This window comes from Pseudomonas guariconensis, assembly GCF_015680235.1.
Taxonomy (GTDB): Bacteria; Pseudomonadota; Gammaproteobacteria; order Pseudomonadales; family Pseudomonadaceae; genus Aquipseudomonas; species Aquipseudomonas guariconensis_A.
Genome location: NZ_JADLJL010000009.1, coordinates 134,032 through 150,178, shown reverse-complemented (window position 1 = coordinate 150,178; position 16,147 = coordinate 134,032). Strand labels below are relative to the sequence as shown.

At 63.6% G+C, this 16,147-nt stretch carries 15 protein-coding genes and 1 pseudogene; 6 read left to right on the top strand and 10 right to left on the bottom strand.

The window, feature by feature from the left end:
- Positions 1-325 precede the first annotated feature (325 nt).
- The 5 genes from IRZ56_RS09515 to IRZ56_RS09495 all read right to left on the bottom strand — a co-directional run bounded on the left by IRZ56_RS09515 (position 326) and on the right by IRZ56_RS09495 (position 5,098).
- A complete protein-coding gene (locus IRZ56_RS09515; RefSeq protein ID WP_196144724.1) occupies positions 326-1,051 on the bottom strand; it encodes a hypothetical protein in 726 nt (241 codons plus the stop codon).
- Positions 1,052-1,108: 57 nt separating this feature from the next.
- Positions 1,109-1,489 carry a RidA family protein gene (locus tag IRZ56_RS09510; RefSeq protein ID WP_043209898.1) on the bottom strand — a complete coding sequence of 127 codons (381 nt, stop codon included), beginning with the start codon at positions 1,487-1,489 and terminating at the stop codon, positions 1,109-1,111.
- Between the two features lie 21 nt (positions 1,490-1,510).
- On the bottom strand, positions 1,511-3,619 hold the full coding sequence (gene spoT, locus IRZ56_RS09505) for a bifunctional GTP diphosphokinase/guanosine-3',5'-bis pyrophosphate 3'-pyrophosphohydrolase (protein WP_196144723.1): 2,109 nt from the start codon (positions 3,617-3,619) through the stop codon (positions 1,511-1,513).
- 59 nt (positions 3,620-3,678) lie between these two features.
- On the bottom strand, positions 3,679-3,942 hold the full coding sequence (gene rpoZ / locus IRZ56_RS09500) for a DNA-directed RNA polymerase subunit omega (protein WP_008091595.1): 264 nt from the start codon (positions 3,940-3,942) through the stop codon (positions 3,679-3,681).
- A 283-nt stretch (positions 3,943-4,225) separates the two neighbouring features.
- Entirely contained in the window at positions 4,226-5,098 is an 873-nt protein-coding gene (locus tag IRZ56_RS09495) for a LysR family transcriptional regulator (protein ID WP_196144722.1), read from the bottom strand.
- A gap of 205 nt (positions 5,099-5,303) precedes the next feature.
- On the opposite strand from IRZ56_RS09495, the gene IRZ56_RS09490 reads away from it, so the two are divergent.
- From IRZ56_RS09490 to IRZ56_RS09480, 3 genes are all read left to right on the top strand, one after another.
- Positions 5,304-6,686, top strand: a complete 1,383-nt coding sequence (locus tag IRZ56_RS09490) for a glutamine synthetase family protein (protein WP_196144721.1) — start codon at positions 5,304-5,306, stop codon at positions 6,684-6,686.
- Positions 6,687-6,690: 4 nt separating this feature from the next.
- Positions 6,691-7,464, top strand: a complete 774-nt coding sequence (locus IRZ56_RS09485; RefSeq protein WP_196144720.1) for a gamma-glutamyl-gamma-aminobutyrate hydrolase family protein — start codon at positions 6,691-6,693, stop codon at positions 7,462-7,464.
- 102 nt (positions 7,465-7,566) lie between these two features.
- Positions 7,567-9,111, top strand: a complete 1,545-nt coding sequence (locus tag IRZ56_RS09480) for an APC family permease (protein ID WP_196144719.1) — start codon at positions 7,567-7,569, stop codon at positions 9,109-9,111.
- 117 nt (positions 9,112-9,228) lie between these two features.
- Here IRZ56_RS09480 and gmk read toward each other — a convergent pair whose 3' ends face one another.
- Together gmk and IRZ56_RS09470 are read right to left on the bottom strand one after the other, a co-directional pair.
- Positions 9,229-9,849, bottom strand: coding sequence for a guanylate kinase (gene gmk / locus IRZ56_RS09475; RefSeq protein WP_196144718.1), 621 nt, complete (start codon positions 9,847-9,849; stop codon positions 9,229-9,231).
- Positions 9,850-9,862: 13 nt separating this feature from the next.
- A complete protein-coding gene (locus tag IRZ56_RS09470) occupies positions 9,863-10,726 on the bottom strand; it encodes a YicC/YloC family endoribonuclease (protein ID WP_196144717.1) in 864 nt (287 codons plus the stop codon).
- A 228-nt stretch (positions 10,727-10,954) separates the two neighbouring features.
- On the opposite strand from IRZ56_RS09470, the gene rph reads away from it, so the two are divergent.
- Both rph and IRZ56_RS09460 read left to right on the top strand, forming a co-directional pair.
- Positions 10,955-11,677, top strand: a complete 723-nt coding sequence (gene rph, locus IRZ56_RS09465; protein ID WP_084855339.1) for a ribonuclease PH — start codon at positions 10,955-10,957, stop codon at positions 11,675-11,677.
- 25 nt (positions 11,678-11,702) lie between these two features.
- Positions 11,703-12,071 carry a DUF4870 domain-containing protein gene (locus tag IRZ56_RS09460; RefSeq protein WP_196144716.1) on the top strand — a complete coding sequence of 123 codons (369 nt, stop codon included), beginning with the start codon at positions 11,703-11,705 and terminating at the stop codon, positions 12,069-12,071.
- A gap of 103 nt (positions 12,072-12,174) precedes the next feature.
- Here the strand turns inward: IRZ56_RS09460 and IRZ56_RS09455 are convergent, their stop codons facing one another.
- Entirely contained in the window at positions 12,175-12,954 is a 780-nt protein-coding gene (locus IRZ56_RS09455; protein WP_084855341.1) for an exodeoxyribonuclease III, read from the bottom strand.
- 80 nt (positions 12,955-13,034) lie between these two features.
- Here IRZ56_RS09455 and pyrE point away from each other — a divergent pair, with 80 nt between their 5' ends.
- Positions 13,035-13,676 carry an orotate phosphoribosyltransferase gene (gene pyrE / locus IRZ56_RS09450; protein WP_011536401.1) on the top strand — a complete coding sequence of 214 codons (642 nt, stop codon included), beginning with the start codon at positions 13,035-13,037 and terminating at the stop codon, positions 13,674-13,676.
- A gap of 88 nt (positions 13,677-13,764) precedes the next feature.
- Here pyrE and argB read toward each other — a convergent pair whose 3' ends face one another.
- Positions 13,765-14,670, bottom strand: a complete 906-nt coding sequence (gene argB, locus IRZ56_RS09445; protein ID WP_084855342.1) for an acetylglutamate kinase — start codon at positions 14,668-14,670, stop codon at positions 13,765-13,767.
- Positions 14,671-14,700: 30 nt separating this feature from the next.
- Positions 14,701-16,074: pseudogene (locus tag IRZ56_RS09440) on the bottom strand (phosphomannomutase/phosphoglucomutase); the annotation flags it as partial.
- Between the last annotated feature and the right edge of the window lie 73 nt (positions 16,075-16,147).

Genomic DNA, 16,147 nt, shown 5'->3' with positions numbered 1-16,147 from the left:
CAGGGCCTCGCAAATCAACTAGCTACGCGTGTTCCATGAGAGACATCCCAGTCCTTCGGGCTGCGCTGTGACCTCTGTAGGAGCGGCCTTGCGCCGCGATCAAGGGCGAAGCCCTTGCCAGGCGCCGGGGAGATCGGCCCCGGCCCAATCGCGGGACAAGCCCGCTCCCACAGGGCCTCGCAAATCAACTAGCTACGCGTGTTCCATGAGAGACATCCCAGTCCTTCGGGCTGCGCTGTGACCTCTGTAGGAGCGGCCTTGTGCCGCGATCAAGGGCGAAGCCCTTGCCAGGCGCCGGGGAGATCGGGCCTGGCAACAGGCAAGGTCAGTCGCGCTCCAGCACCCAGCGGCGTGCGCCCGGTGCCAGTTGCGGCATGTCGCTGCCTTGCGCCCGGTTCACCGCCTGGAAGATCTCCAGGGTGTCGTCGTCGCGCTTGAAGATCCATGGCGCGCCGCGCTGGTTGCGCTCGAGCCACAGGCTGTCGTTGTCGCCGCCCATGCTGGCGCAATCGCCGGCCAGGCACAGGGCGAAACGATCGGGACCCGGCAGGCCGGTGACGCTGCCGTTGTCGGCAAAGCGCACCGTCGCGCCCTTGCCTTGGCCTTCGATGATCTTCCAGTCGCCACCCAGGTAGGCTTTGTACAGTGCCTTTTCAAAGCTGCCGCCCAGCGGGGCGTTGGCGGGTGCGGCCTTGACCCGTACGAACGTCTGCTTCTCGCCGGTTTGCGAGGTGGCGCGCAGGGTATCGCCGTCCAAGCTCAATTGTTCGGTCTGGCCGCCAGAGAAACTGGCTTGCCATTGGTCTTCCTTGGCGCTGAGGTAGCCGTCTACCGCCTCGAAGCCATTGCTGTAGCTGGCCTGCTGGTTGGCGACGTCGATTTTCCATTCGAGTACCGGCCCATGCTCGCTCAGAGCCTGGCGCAGGCTGCCGCCGTCGGCAGCATCGATAGCGTCCTGGTTGATCCAGGTGCCGTTGTAGTCTTCGGGCTTATGGCTGGCACAGCCGCCCAGGAGCAGGGCTGCCAGTGCAAGGGAAAGGGCGTGGCGCATGGTGCTGGAACCTTGGGGAAGGGAAGGTGACGGGCGGGAAGCCCGTCACCGCAGGCATCACTCGATGACCAGGATGGCGTCCATCTCGACCTGCGAGCCTTTCGGCAGCGCGGCAACGCCGATGGCGGCACGAGCTGGGTAAGGCTGTTCGAAATAGCGACCCATGATCTCGTTGACCTTGGCGAAGTGGCTCAGGTCGGTGAGGAAGATGTTCAGCTTGACGATGTCCTTGAACGAACCGCCGGCAGCCTCGGCTACGGCCTTGAGGTTTTCGAAGACCTGGACGGTCTGGGCTTCGAAGCCTTCGACCAGTTCCATGGTCTTCGGATCCAGCGGGATCTGGCCGGACATGTACACGGTGTTGCCGGCCTTGATCGCCTGGGAGTAGGTGCCGATGGCGGCTGGGGCCTTGTCGCTGTTGATGACGGTCTTGGTCATGATGACTCCTTGGTTGACGGACTACGTACGCATGCGGGTGATGCGGACCACGCCGGTCAGGGTACGCAACTTCTTGATCACGCGGGCCAGGTGCACGCGGTCGCGCACGCTGACCACCAGTTGGACCACGCTGATACGGCCGTCGCGTTCGTCCATGCTGATTTTTTCGATATTGCCGTCGGCGGCGTTGACGCTGCTGGCCAGCAGCGCGATCAGGCCACGCTGGTGCTCCAGCTCGACCCGCAGCTCGACATTGAATTCGCCGGTGATGTCCTTGGCCCAGGAGAGCTGCACGCACTTCTCGGGGTTATGGCGGATTTCACTGATGTTGCGGCAGTTTTCCAGGTGCACGACCATGCCCTTGCCCGCTGACAGGTGGCCGACGATCGGGTCGCCCGGGATCGGTGTGCAGCATTTGGCATAGCTGAGCACCAGGCCTTCGGTGCCGCGGATGGCCAGCGGGCCCTCGGGGGCCGGTAGCTGCTCGCCCTCGGCGGACAACAGGCGGCGGGCCACCACGTAGGCCATGCGGTTGCCCAGGCCGATGTCCTCGAGCAAGTCTTCGATCAGCTCCAGGCGGTACTCGGCGAGAATGCCCTGGATGCGCTCCGCAGGGATCTGCTCCAGGCTGCTGTCGAAGCCGGTGAGAACCTTGTTCAGCAGGCGTTCGCCCAGGCTGATGGATTCGGAACGGCGTTGTTGCTTGAGCGCGTGGCGAATATGCGTGCGCGCCTTGCCTGTGACCACGAAATTGAGCCAGGCCGGGTTCGGCCGCGCGCCCGGGGCGCTGACGATCTCCACGGTGGAGCCGCTCTGCAGCGGCTCGGACAGCGGCGCCAGCCGACGGTTGATGCGGCAGGCGATGCAGCTGTTGCCCACGTCGGTGTGCACCGCGTAGGCGAAGTCGACGGCGGTGGAGCCTTTGGGCAGCTCCATGATCCGGCCTTTGGGCGTGAACACGTAGACCTCGTCCGGGAACAGGTCGATCTTCACGCTCTCGATGAATTCCAGCGAGTTGCCGGCCCGTTGCTGCAGCTCGAGGATGCCCTTGACCCACTGGCGGGCGCGGGCGTGGTTGCCCTTGGGCTGCTCGTCCTCGTTGGATTTGTACAGCCAATGGGCGGCGATGCCGTTGTTGGCCATCTCTTCCATTTCGCGGGTGCGGATCTGGATCTCGATGGGCACGCCATGCATGCCGAACAGCGTGGTGTGCAGCGACTGGTAGCCGTTGGCCTTGGGGATCGCGATGTAGTCCTTGAAGCGACCGGGCAGCGGCTTGTACAGGTTATGTACGGCGCCAAGCACGCGGTAGCAGGTGTCGACCTTGTCGACGATGATGCGGAAGGCGTACACGTCCATGATCTCGTTGAAGGCACGGCGCTTGCCGCGCATCTTCTTGTAGATGCCATAGAGGTGTTTCTGCCGACCGCTGACCTCGCCCTCGATGCCGTCCGCAGCCAGGCAGTTGGCCAGGGAGTGCTCGATCTTGGCGACGATTTCCTTGCGGTTGCCACGGGCGCTCTTGACCGCTCGGTGGATCAGCGAGGAGCGCATCGGGTGCATGGCCTTGAAGCCGAGGTCTTCGAACTCCACGCGCACGTTGTGCATGCCCAGGCGGTTGGCGATGGGGGCGTAGATCTCGAGGGTTTCCTTGGCGATGCGCCGGCGTTTCTCGCCCGAGAGCACTTCCAGGGTGCGCATGTTGTGCAGGCGGTCGGCCAGCTTGACCAGGATCACGCGAATGTCGCGGGCCATGGCCATGGCCATCTTCTGGAAGTTCTCGGCCTGGGCCTCGGCCTTGGTCTCGAAGTTCATCTGGGTCAGCTTGCTGACCCCGTCGACCAGCTCGGCAACCGTCTCGCCGAACTGTTGGCAGAGGGCTTCCTTGGCGATGCCGGTGTCTTCGATCACATCGTGCAGCATGGCCGCCATCAGGCTCTGATGGTCCATGTGCATGTCGGCCAGGATGCTGGCCACGGCCAGCGGGTGGGTCACGTAGGGCTCGCCGCTGCGGCGGCGTTGGCCATCGTGCGCCTGTTCGGCGTAGAAGTAGGCCCGGCGGACCAGGTTGACCTGGTCGGGGCCGAGGTAGGTCGACAGCCGTTCGGCGAGGGCTTCTATACCCGGCATGGGGTCACCTCCTGCCGAGGAAGAATGCCTTGTGCCGCGCGACGTCGACCGGGCATGAATCAGACAGCCTCGTTGTTTTCGTCCTCGAACGCGGCGAAGACCGGATCTTCGGTGACGATCTCTTCGGCGGCGATGAACTCAGGGGTGACGATACCTTCGGCGATTTCGCGCAGGGCGACGACGGTTGGCTTGTCGTTTTCCCATGCAACCCGCGGCTCTTTGCCGCCGGTGGCCAGTTGACGGGCGCGCTTGGTCGAGAGCATGACCAGCTCAAAGCGGTTATCCACGTGTTCCAGGCAGTCTTCAACAGTTACGCGGGCCATGGTCTTCCTCAGTAGCAAATGCGGTAGGCGTGCAGCCCAGGTTGGGCAGGCGGACTCGATAGTTTAAAAAATCACCAGCCAATAGGGAAGGGCTGTTTTTCCGAGTTGGGTGTGGTGGTGCCTGTTTTGCTATCGCGGGCAAGCCCGCACCTACAGGTGCCGCGCTGAAATTGAACTTTGCGCTGTACCTGTGGGAGCGGGCTTGTCCCGCGATTGGGCCAGCGCAGACACCGGCACGCTTGAGTTCGACGATAACGCTTCCGAAGAGGCGAAGACAACAGCCTTACAACATGGCGTCGCGCAGGCGCGGCGTCAGTTCCTCGAACAGCGTCTGCACCGAGCGCAGCGCCCGGCAATCCGGGCGAGTCAGCAGCCACAGTTGGGTATCGCAACCGGGCAGGGGGCCGCTGAGGGCCTCGACTTCAGGCAGGGCATCGACCATGTAGTCGGGCAGCGCCGCCACGCCCAGGCCGGTGCTCACCAGTTGGGCGATGGTCGACATGCTGCTGCACTGGTAGCGCGGGTTCAGCCCTGGGTACTGCTGGTTGCGCCAGACCACCGTGGGGTGGTCCTGCATGGAGTCGTCCGGGGCGATCCATGGCACGTTGTTGTGCGACTCAGCCAAACGATCGCGCCACTGTGGCTGGCCGCAGACCACATAGGAGGTGGAGCCCAGGCAGCGGCCGACCAGGTGTTCAGGTGGCGTGTTGGTCAGGCGCAGGGCGATGTCGGCGTCGCGTCGGCTGAGGTTGGCGAAGGTGTTGGAGGTGCCCATTTCCAGCGAAAGGGCTGGGTAGTTCGGCATGAAGTCGGCCAGCGCCGGCAGCAGCAGGCTGTGCATCACCGCCTCGGTGCAGGTCAGGCGCACTGTGCCGCTGACCACCTGCTCGCCGCTGGTCAGGGCGACGCGCGCGGCATCCAGGGCCTGTTCGGCACGCTCGGCCTGCTCGGCCAGGGCCTGGGCGGTGTCGGTGGGCAGGTAGCCTTTGCGGCTCTTGACGAACAGGGCGGTGCCCAGCGCGGATTCCAGCCGGCGAATCGAGCGGAACACGGTGGAAACGTCGACCTTGAGCAGCTCGGCCGCCTTGGCCAGCGAGCGACCGCGCTCCAGGGCGAGCACCAGGGAGAGGTCCGCATGGGTAATCTGGTATTGCATCGATGCACGCTCTGTTTGCCGTAATGCCAATGTCTGTTGCGTAGGTGCCATTTTATAGTGGAACGGCACCCGGTAATCAATGCGCCGGATCTGCACCTATCCCCACGATGGGACAGTGAAAAGAACAACAGTACAACCATCGCCGCCCGCAAGGCGCCAGCCGTATCCCTCCACATCGCCGCCTCGAATCAAAGGATGTACAGCCATGACGTCGGTCACTCCGTGCGCCAGTTCCGCCAGCGAGATGAATGAATTTCTAGAGGCTCATCCGGACACGCAGTTCGTCGACCTGCTGATCTCCGACATGAACGGTGTGGTACGCGGCAAGCGCATCGAGCGCGCCAGCCTGCACAAGGTGTACGAAAAAGGCATCAACCTGCCGGCGTCGCTGTTCGCCTTGGATATCAACGGCTCGACCGTCGAGAGCACCGGCCTTGGCCTGGACATCGGCGATGCCGACCGCATCTGCCACCCGATTCCGGGCACGTTGTCCGATGAGCCCTGGCAGAAGCGCCCCACCGCCCAGCTGCTGATGACCATGCACGAACTGGACGGCGCGCCGTTCTTCGCCGACCCGCGTGAGGTCCTGCGCCAGGTGGTCGCCAAGTTCGATGCGCTGGGCCTGGATATCTGCGCCGCGTTCGAGCTGGAGTTCTACCTGATCGACCAGGACAACCTCAATGGTCGCCCGCAGCCGCCACGCTCGCCGATCTCCGGCAAGCGCCCGCAGTCGACCCAGGTGTACCTGATCGACGACCTGGACGAATACGCCGATTGCCTGCAGGACATGCTCGAGGCCGCCAAAGAGCAGGGCATCCCCGCCGATGCCATCGTCAAGGAAAGCGCCCCGGCGCAGTTCGAGGTCAACCTGCATCACGTCGCCGACCCGCTCAAGGCCTGCGATTACGCGATCCTGCTCAAACGCCTGATCAAGAACATCGCCTACGACCATGAAATGGACACCACTTTCATGGCCAAGCCCTACCCGGGCCAAGCGGGCAACGGCTTGCATGTGCACATCTCGCTGCTGGACAAGAAGACCGGCAAGAACATTTTCTCCAGCGAAGACCCGCTGCAGAGCGAGGCGCTGCGTCATGCCATCGGCGGAGTGCTGGAGACCATGCCGGCATCGATGGCCTTCCTCTGCCCGAACATCAACTCCTATCGCCGCTTCGGTGCGCAGTTCTACGTGCCCAATGCGCCGAGCTGGGGCTTGGACAATCGCACCGTGGCCCTGCGCGTGCCGACCGACAGCAGCGAGAACGTGCGCATCGAGCACCGCGTGGCCGGCGCCGATGCCAACCCGTACCTGATGCTGGCCGCGATCCTGGCCGGCATTCATCACGGCCTGACCAACCAGGTCGAGCCGGGCGAGCCGATCGAAGGCAACTCCTACGAGCAGCTCGAGCAAAGCCTGCCGAACAACCTGCGCGACGCGCTGCGCGCGCTGGACGACAGCGAAGTCCTCAACCAATACATCAGCCCGGACTACATCGACATCTTCGTGGCCTGCAAGGAAAGCGAGCTGGCCGAGTTCGAAGTGTCGATTTCCGACCTCGAGTACAACTGGTACCTGCACACGGTGTAAGCCCATGAGCGCAAATGCGGTCCCTCTGATCGGTGTCAGCGCCTGCCGCCAGCAGGTGGGGAAGAACTCGTCGCACACGGTGGGCGACAAGTATGTCGAGGCGGCCGGCTTCGCCGGGCTTCCGCTGATTCTGCCCGCGCGCGATGGGGGTAGTGACCCCCAGGCGCTGGTGGCGCGGCTCGATGGCATTCTTTTTACCGGTTCGCCTTCAAATGTCGAGCCGCATCATTACAATGGCGCCCCCAGCGTGGAAGGCACCCGGCACGACCTCGCGCGTGACCGCCTGACCTTGCCCTTGCTGCAGGCGGCCATTGCCGCCGGCGTGCCGGTATTCTGCATTTGCCGTGGCTTCCAGGAGCTGAACGTGGCCCTCGGCGGTTCGCTGCACCAGCGTGTGCAGGAATTGCCAGGCTACCTGGACCACCGAGAACCTGAGGATGCACCTCTGGAGGTGCAATACGGCCCTCGACACCCCGTGGCCATCGAGCCGGGCGGGTTGTTCGAGGGCTTGGGCCTGGCTGCGCAGTTCGAGGTCAACTCGCTGCACAGCCAGGGCATCGACCGCTTGGCCCCAGGGCTGCGTGTCGAGGCGCGGGCCCCGGATGGCCTGATCGAAGCGGTGTCGATGCCTGACGCGCCGGGCTTCGTGCTTGGTGTGCAGTGGCACCCGGAATGGCGTTTCGCCGAAAACCCGGTCTCTCGGCGCCTTTTCCAGGCGTTCCGCGAGGCCTGCATAGCCCATGCTGCACGGGAGGGTTCACGGCAGGAAGCATTCTGACGTCGTTACCCGAAGGTCTCCCTGCAACAGCTTTCAATGAGTGAAAGCGGGCCTTGTTCGCAAGGCCCGTGAAAACAATACCAATAGTTACGGCAAATACTCATGAGCGAATACACTGAAGCCGGCCGCCCACCCGATGTGGCGACCGACGCAGGCAACACCCAGCGCGCCAGCAAGGGCCTGGCAAAAGGCCGCCTGGGCCTGCTGGCCAGCGTGGTGCTGGGCATCTCCACCATCGCGCCCGTCTACACACTGACCGGCGCCCTGGGGCCGACCGTCCGCGAAGTGGGCGCCCACCTTCCGGCGGTCTTCATCGTGGGCTTCTTGCCCATGCTGCTGGTCGCCCTCGGCTACCGCGAGCTCAACGCCGCGGAGCCTGACAGCGGCACTTCCTTCACCTGGTCGGCACGTGCCTTCGGGCCGATGATCGGCTGGATCGGTGGCTGGGGGCTGGTTGTCGCGACCACCATCGTGCTGTCCAACCTGGCGGGCGTGGCCGTCGACTTCTTCTATCTATTCCTTGGCCAGATCACCGGGCATCAGGCATTGGCCGCGTTGGCGGACAACCTGTTGATCAACGTAGTGACCTGTTGCGTGTTCATCGCCTTGGCCGTGTGGATCTGCTGCCGGGGCATGGGCACCACCATGACGGTGCAGTACGGCCTGGTCGCCTTGCAGCTGCTGGTGCTGATCGGCTTCGCCTTCGCCGCCTTCGGTGAGACCACCGCGCCGCCACCGCTGGCCTTCGACCTGTCCTGGTTCAACCCGTTCGGCGTGGAGTCGTTCTCGGCATTCGCCGCTGGCCTGTCGCTGTCGATCTTCATCTTCTGGGGCTGGGACGTGTGCCTGACGGTCAGCGAGGAGTCGATCGGCAGTGACGAGGTGCCCGGCAAGGCCGCCACCTGGACCGTGCTGCTGATCCTCGGTCTGTACCTGGTCACGGCCATCGCCACCCTTCAGTTCGCCGGGATCAGCGATGTCGGCCTGGGCCTTGGCAACCCGCGCATCCAGGAGAACGTCTTCGCCCACCTGGCCGGCCCGGTGATGGGGCCGCTGGCGATCCTGATGTCCATCGCGGTACTGGCCAGTACCGCCGCCTCGTTGCAGTCGACCTTCGTCTCGCCGGCGCGCACGCTGCTCGCCATGGGCTACTACGGCGCCGTGCCACAGCGGTTTGCCAGCGTCTGCCCGCGCTCGCAGACCCCGCGCTACGCCACCATCTGTGCCGGTGTCGCCGCGGCGGTGTTCTACGTGACCATGCGCACCCTCAGCGAGAACGTGCTGGCCGACACCATCACGGCCCTGGGCATGATGATCTGCTTCTACTATTCGCTGACGGCCTTCGCCTGCGTTTGGTACTTCCGAAGCAGCCTGTTCGACAGCGTGCGCCACTTCTTCATGCGTGGCCTGTGCCCGCTGGTGGGTGGGGTGATTCTGTCGGTGATCTTCGTGCGCACCGCGATCGACAGTGCCTCGCCGGACTTCGGCAGCGGCTCGCATGTCGGTGGCTTGGGGCTGGTGTTCGTGATCGCGGCGATCATCTCGGCGCTGGGGATCGTACTGATGGTGCTGTCGCGCTGGCGTGCCCCGGCCTACTTCCTGGGCGCCACCTTGCAGCAGCAGGCCAAGCTTCGATTGCAGGAGTGATGCAAAAAGGGGCTGCCTTGCAGCCCAATCGCGGGACAAGCCCGCTCCCACAGAACAACGCATAACTCTTTGATTTTGCGGGCTCCTGTGGGAGCGGGCTTGTCCCGCGATTGCATTTCAGCTGATCAGTTGCTCGAGCAGCGCCTGATGGCGTTCCTGCTGTTTCTTCAGCAGCAGGCGGTTAGCAACGAACACTGCCTTCAATTCCTTAAGCGCGACGTCGAAATCATCATTGATGATGACGTAGTCATACTCGTCATAGTGGATCATCTCGCTGACCGCTTCCTTCATGCGGCCTTCGATGATTGCCTCGCTGTCCTGGCCGCGGTTGTCCAGGCGCTGGCGCAGGGCCTGCTGGCTCGGCGGCAGGATGAACACCGACAATGCCTCGGGCATCAGCTTGCGCACCTGCTGTGCACCCTGCCAGTCGATCTCCAGGATCAGGTCGTAGCCTTGCTCGAGGGTCTGCTGCAACGCGCTGCGCGAAGTCCCGTAGAAGTTGCCGAAGACCTCGGCATGCTCGAGGAAGTCGCCTTGCTCGATCAGGGCCTTGAATTCGTCGTGCTTGACGAAGTGATAGTTCACCCCGTGCTGCTCGCCTGGACGCATGGCGCGGGTGGTATGGGAGACCGAGACGCGGATCTGCTGGTCGTCCTTGGTCAATGCCGTGACCAGGCTGGTCTTGCCGGCACCGGAAGGGGCCGAGACGATATAGAGGGTGCCGCTGCTGTGGTTCATGGTAGGGGTGGCCTTACTCGATGTTCTGTACTTGTTCACGCATCTGTTCGATCAACACCTTGAGGTTGACCGCCGCCTGGGTGCTGCGCGGGTCGAACGCCTTGGAGCCCAGGGTGTTGGCCTCGCGGTTGAGTTCTTGCATCAGGAAGTCCAGGCGCCGGCCGGCGGCACCGCCGGACTTGAGCACTCGGCGCACTTCGGTGATGTGGGTGTTGAGCCGGTCCAGTTCCTCGGCGACGTCGCTCTTCTGCGCCAGCAGGACCATCTCCTGCTCCAGGCGCTGCGGGTCGAGCTCGGCCTGCAGGTCGGCGAAGCGGTCGAGGATGCGCTGGCGTTGAGCGGCCAGCATCTGTGGCACCAGGGCACGCAAGGTGGTGACTTCGCTGGCCATGCTGTCCAGGCGTTCATTGATCAGCCGGGCCAGCTCCAGGCCTTCGCGCTGACGCCCGGCCTTGAGCTCGGCCAAGGCTTCGTCGAACAGGGCCATGGCTTCGGCGTTGAGCGCCTGGGGATCGCTGGCGTCAGCCACCAGCACGCCTGGCCAGGCGAGGACTTCCAAGGGGTTGAGCGGTGCCGGCTGCTTGATCAGCCCGGCGACGGTTTCTGCAGCGGCCACCAACTGCGCGGCGCGCTCGCGATCGACCTGCAAAGGCTTGCCGGTGCTGTCTTCGCTCAGGCGCAGGGTGCATTCCACCTTGCCGCGCGACAGGCCTTGGCGCAGCCCTTCGCGCACGGCGCCTTCCAGGTCGCGCAGGGCCTCGGGTAGGCGCAGGTGGGGCTCCAGATAGCGGTGGTTGACCGAACGTAGCTCCCAGGCCAGGGTGCCTTGGCTGCCGGCGCGCTCGACTCGAGCAAAAGCGGTCATGCTGTGCACCATGGGGGAGTACCTCGCTAAGTCTGAATGAACGAAGAAGCCTTTCGGCTGCAAGGCGCGGGATTGTAACGCAGTGCGGCGCGGGCGCCCAATCCACCCATGTTACAGACTGCCTGGCGCCAGGGTAGGAAAAGACGACAGGCTGCCGGGCCGCGACAATAGGCATGTCTTCCCAGGGCGGCGGGCCTTATAATGCTTCGCAGATTCAAAGTCCCGGTACAGGTATCCCAGATGAAACGTCCAAGTGGTCGCGCCGCCGATCAGCTCCGCTCGATCCGCATCACCCGCAACTACACCAAGCACGCCGAGGGGTCGGTACTGGTCGAGTTCGGCGACACCAAGGTCGTCTGCACGGTCAGCGTCGAGAATGGTGTTCCCCGCTTCCTAAAAGGCCAGGGCCAAGGCTGGTTGACCGCCGAGTACGGCATGCTGCCGCGTTCCACCGGCGAGCGTAACCAGCGCGAGGCGAGCCGTGGCAAGCAGGGTGGCCGCACCCTGGAAATCCAACGCCTGATCGGCCGCTCGCTGCGCGCCGCGCTGGACATGAGCAAGCTGGGCGATATCACCCTGTACGTCGACTGCGACGTGATCCAGGCCGACGGCGGTACCCGCACCGCCTCGATCACCGGCGCCATGGTTGCCCTGTGCGACGCTTTGGCGGTGATCAAGAAGCGCGGCGGCCTCAAGGGCGGCAACCCGCTCAAGCATATGATCGCTGCTGTGTCCGTGGGCATGTACCAGGGCGAAGCGGTGCTCGACCTGGACTACCTGGAAGATTCCGCCGCCGAGACCGACCTGAACGTGGTCATGACCAGCGCCGGTGGCTTCATCGAGGTACAGGGCACTGCCGAAGGCGCGCCCTTCCAGCCGGAAGACTTCAACGCCATGCTGGCCCTGGCCCAGAAGGGCATGAACGAAATTTTCGAACTGCAAAAGGCCTCGCTGGCCGATTGATCGCTACGCCAAGGAGGTGTGGAACATGAACGAACCTGATCTACCGATCACGCCGCCCAACGCTGAAATTCGGCAATGGGCGATGTTCTGCCACCTCTCGGCGCTGCTTGGCCTGGTGGTGCCGCTCGGGCACCTGCTGGGCCCATTGGTGATGTGGATCTGGAAGCGCGAACTGGACCCGTTCATCGATGCCCAGGGCAAGGAAGCGCTGAACTTCCAGATCAGCGTGACCATCGCCGGGTTCATCTGCTTCCTGCTGATGTTCGTGCTGGTGGGGATCGTGCTGTTCGCCATCCTGACGGTGGCGGTGCTGGTCCTGGCCATCCTTGCGGGGGTCAAGGCCAATGAAGGCAAGCCTTACCGCTATCCGCTGATCTGGCGGCCGATCAAGTAAGACTAATTGCCCCAATCGCCGGCAAGCCGGCCCCCACAGGGTCTTGCACGATACCTGTAGGAGCGGGCTTGTCACGCGATGGGCTGCAAAGCAGCCCCAAAGGTCAGATGGTCAACGTCCAGTCGTAGTCCACGATCAGCGGCGCATGCTGGGAGAAGCGCGGCTGGCGCGGCAGGCGTGCATTGCGCACGAAGCGGCGCAGGCCCGGGGTGAGGATCTGATAGTCGAACCGGTAGCCCAGGTTGAGCATCTCGGCCTGCTCGTTGTCCGGCCACCAGCTGTACTGGTCGCCTTCACGGCTGACCTCGCGCAGGGCATCGACGTAACCCATGTCGCCGACGATCGCATCCATCCAGGCACGCTCCGGCGCCAGGAAGCCCGGCGATTGCTGGCTGTCGCGCCAGTTCTTGATGTCCAACTTCTGCTGCGCCACGTACAACGAGCCGCAATAGATGTACTCGCGACGCTTGCGGCGCTGCTTGTCCAGGTACTTGGCAAAATCGTCCATCAACTTGAATTTCTGGTTCAAGTCTTCGTCGCCGTTCATGCCCGAAGGCAGCAGCAGGCTGGCAATACTGACTTTGTCGAAATCTGCTTGCAGGTAACGCCCGTAGCGGTCGGCTGTCTCGAAGCCCAGGCCGGTGATGACTGCCTTGGGCTGCATCCGCGAGTACAGTGCCACGCCACCTTGGGCTGGCACCTCCGCGTCGCAGGCGTAAAGGAAATAGCCATCGAGCTGGAAAGCTGGGTCGTCGAGTTCAAAGGCCGAGGCGCGGGTGTCCTGAAGGCAGATGACGTCGGCATTCTGGGCTTGCAGCCAGCTGAGCAGTCCACGCTCGGCCGCAGCCTGAATGCCATTTACGTTCACACTGATGATCCGCATAAATGGCCCCAAAAATCTCGTGCGTGTATGATACCCGAGCTCAACTCATTTAGCTAAATCCGTGGTATTCGGGACTCTTCATGCAGCCGTATCAGCGCGACTTCATTCGTTTTGCCATCGATCGCGGGGTTCTGCGCTTCGGTGAGTTCACCCTGAAATCGGGGCGTACCAGCCCGTACTTCTTCAATGCCGGCCTGTTCAACACAGGTTCCGCACTGGCCCAGCTGGGGCGTTGCTACGCCGCGGCCATCGTCGACAGCAAGATCCCGTTCGACGTGTTGTTCGGCCCGGCCTACAAGGGTATTCCCCTGGCGGCGGCCACTGCCGTGGCCTTGGCTGAGCAACACCAGCTCGACGTGCCTTGGTGCTTCAACCGCAAGGAAGCCAAGGATCACGGCGAAGGCGGCAGCCTGGTCGGCGCCCCGCTGGCTGGTGACGTGCTGATCATCGACGACGTGATCACTGCCGGTACCGCCATTCGCGAAGTCATGCAGATCATCAATGCCCAGCAGGCCAAGGCCGCAGGCGTGCTGATCGCGCTGAACCGCGAAGAGCGCGGCAATGGCGAGCTGTCGGCGATCCAGGAAGTCGAGCGCGACTTCGGCATCCCGGTGGTCAGCATCGTGTCGCTGACCCAGGTGCTGGAGTTCCTGGCCGACGACCCGCAGCTCAAGCAGCACCTGCCGGCTGTCGAGGCCTACCGGGCGCAGTACGGGATCTGATTCCCGCGCTGCACAAAAAAGGCGACCATCGAGGTCGCCTTTTTTGCAGCCGTGTTGTGCTCACTGACTCCATCGCCGGCAAGACGACTCAGGAGCGTTTGGTATTGGTGATCAGGGTACCGACACCGCTGTCGGTGAAGATCTCCAGCAGCACGGCGTTCGGCACGCGCCCATCGATGATGTGCGAGCTGTTCACGCCGCCTTGCACCGCTTCCAGTGCGCACTTGATCTTCGGCAGCATGCCACCGTAGATGGTGCCGTCGGCGATCAGTTCGTTGACCTGTTCGGTGGTCAGGCCGGTCAGCACGGTGCCTTGCTTGTCCATCAGGCCGGCGATGTTGGTGAGCAGCATCAGCTTCTCGGCCTTCAGCGCCTCGGCCACTTTGCCGGCCACCAGGTCGGCATTGATGTTGTACGACTCACCGTTCTTGCCCACGCCGATCGGGGCGATCACCGGGATGAAGTCGCCCTTGACCAGCATGTTCAGCAGGTCGGTGTTGACGCTTTCCACTTCGCCCACATGGCCGATGTCGATGATTTCCGGTTGGGTCATTTCCGGGGTCTGGCGGCTGACGGTGAGCTTCTTGGCGCGAATCAGCTCCGCATCCTTGCCGGTCAGGCCGATGGCGCTTCCGCCATGGCGGTTGATCAGGTTGACGATGTCCTTGTTGACCTGGCCGCCCAGCACCATCTCCACCACGTCCATGGTCGCCGAGTCGGTGACGCGCATGCCGTCGATGAAGTGGCTCTCGATCGACAGGCGCTTGAGCAGGTCGCCGATCTGCGGGCCGCCACCGTGCACGACCACCGGGTTGATGCCCACGGCCTTCATCAGCACGATGTCACGGGCAAAGCCGGTCTTGAGCTCTTCGCTCTCCATCGCGTTGCCGCCGTACTTGATCACCAGGGTCTTGCCGACAAAGCGGCGAATGTAGGGCAGTGCTTCGGACAAAACCTCGGCTACATGGGAAGCGGCATCGCGATCGAGGGTCATGCAGGGCTCCAGGTAAGGAACGGATAGTCGTCAGAACGGCAGTTGCAGGCCTGGTTCGACCCGCAGCAACTGCTCGCGGAATACAGCCTTGATACGTTGCAGCTCGGCGTCGCTGTCGGCCTCGAAGCGCAGCACCAGCACCGGTGTGGTGTTGGAGGCGCGGACCAGGCCCCAGCCATGGGCGTAGTCGACCCGCACACCATCGATGGTGGTGAGGTTGGCATCGCCCCAGGCAGCGTCGCGTTGCAGTGCATCAATGATGCTGAATTTACTCTCGTCGGTCACATCAATGTTGATTTCCGGCGTGGAAATATCGTTCGGGAACGCGGCGAACAGGTTTTCGGCGTCCTGGCCGGCCTTGCTGAGGATTTCCAGCAGGCGCGCGGCGCTGTAGATGCCGTCGTCGAAACCGTACCAGCGTTCCTTGATGAAGATGTGCCCGCTCATCTCGCCGGCCAGCAGCGAGCCGGTCTGCTTCATCTTCTTCTTGATCAACGAATGGCCGGTCTTCCACATCAGTGCGCGGCCACCGTGCTGTTCGATCAGCGGGGTCAGGCGGCGGGTGCACTTGACGTCGAAGATGATCTCGGCGCCGGGGTTGCGCGACAGCACGTCCTGGGCGAAGAGCATCAGCAGGCGGTCGGGGTAGACGATGCTGCCAGTGTTGGTCACCACGCCCACACGGTCGCCGTCACCGTCGAAGGCAAGGCCGATGTCGGCACCGGTTTCCTTGACCTTGGCGATCAGGTCTTCGAGGTTCTCGGGCTTGCCTGGGTCCGGGTGATGGTTGGGGAAGTTGCCGTCGACCTCGCAGAACAGCGGGATGACGTCGCAACCCAGGGCTTCGATCAGCTGCGGGGCGATGACGCCGGCGGCGCCGTTGCCGCAATCGACCACGACCTTGAGCTTCTTGGCCAGCTTCACGTCGCTTGTGATCTGCTGGAAGTAGCGCTCGAGGATCTCGACCTTCTCGACGCGGCCTTCGCCACGGGTGAGGTCGTTGGTCTTGAGGCGAGTCAGCAGGGCCTGGATCTGTTCGTTGGCCAAGGTGTCGCCGGCGATGACGATCTTGAACCCGTTGTAGTCAGGCGGGTTGTGGCTGCCGGTGAGCATCACGCCTGATTTGCCGGCCAGTACGTTGGCGGCGTAGTACAGCGCTGGGGTCGGCACCAGGCCGACGTCGCTGACCTGGCATCCGGCATCGGCCAGGCCTTTGATCAGCTGTTCCACCAGCATTGGGCCGGACAGGCGGCCGTCGCGGCCAACCGAAACCTGGGGTTCGCCCTGGGCCAGGCTCTGGGCGCCAATGGCGCGGCCGATCCAGTAGGCGGTCTCGCCCGTCAGGGTTTTACCGACCACGCCGCGAATGTCGTAGGCGCGGAAGATGCTCTCGGGCAGTGCGGGGACCAGGTGGGCCATGTCGTTCATCTCTGGGGTGCTCCAATCATCAAAGGCTTCTGGGCAGGCGCAAACTGAA

Excerpts from the sequence above, each read along its gene's own strand:
- IRZ56_RS09515 (WP_196144724.1), bottom strand. The coding sequence starts at position 1,051 with ATGCGCCACGCCCTTTCCCTTGCACTGGCAGCCCTGCTCCTGGGCGGC.
- IRZ56_RS09510 (WP_043209898.1), bottom strand. The coding sequence starts at position 1,489 with ATGACCAAGACCGTCATCAACAGCGACAAGGCCCCAGCCGCCATCGGC.
- spoT (WP_196144723.1), bottom strand. The coding sequence starts at position 3,619 with ATGCCGGGTATAGAAGCCCTCGCCGAACGGCTGTCGACCTACCTCGGC.
- rpoZ (WP_008091595.1), bottom strand. The coding sequence starts at position 3,942 with ATGGCCCGCGTAACTGTTGAAGACTGCCTGGAACACGTGGATAACCGC.
- IRZ56_RS09495 (WP_196144722.1), bottom strand. The coding sequence starts at position 5,098 with ATGCAATACCAGATTACCCATGCGGACCTCTCCCTGGTGCTCGCCCTG.
- IRZ56_RS09490 (WP_196144721.1), top strand. The coding sequence starts at position 5,304 with ATGACGTCGGTCACTCCGTGCGCCAGTTCCGCCAGCGAGATGAATGAA.
- IRZ56_RS09485 (WP_196144720.1), top strand. The coding sequence starts at position 6,691 with ATGAGCGCAAATGCGGTCCCTCTGATCGGTGTCAGCGCCTGCCGCCAG.
- IRZ56_RS09480 (WP_196144719.1), top strand. The coding sequence starts at position 7,567 with ATGAGCGAATACACTGAAGCCGGCCGCCCACCCGATGTGGCGACCGAC.
- gmk (WP_196144718.1), bottom strand. The coding sequence starts at position 9,849 with ATGAACCACAGCAGCGGCACCCTCTATATCGTCTCGGCCCCTTCCGGT.
- IRZ56_RS09470 (WP_196144717.1), bottom strand. The coding sequence starts at position 10,726 with ATGGTGCACAGCATGACCGCTTTTGCTCGAGTCGAGCGCGCCGGCAGC.
- rph (WP_084855339.1), top strand. The coding sequence starts at position 10,955 with ATGAAACGTCCAAGTGGTCGCGCCGCCGATCAGCTCCGCTCGATCCGC.
- IRZ56_RS09460 (WP_196144716.1), top strand. The coding sequence starts at position 11,703 with ATGAACGAACCTGATCTACCGATCACGCCGCCCAACGCTGAAATTCGG.
- IRZ56_RS09455 (WP_084855341.1), bottom strand. The coding sequence starts at position 12,954 with ATGCGGATCATCAGTGTGAACGTAAATGGCATTCAGGCTGCGGCCGAG.
- pyrE (WP_011536401.1), top strand. The coding sequence starts at position 13,035 with ATGCAGCCGTATCAGCGCGACTTCATTCGTTTTGCCATCGATCGCGGG.
- argB (WP_084855342.1), bottom strand. The coding sequence starts at position 14,670 with ATGACCCTCGATCGCGATGCCGCTTCCCATGTAGCCGAGGTTTTGTCC.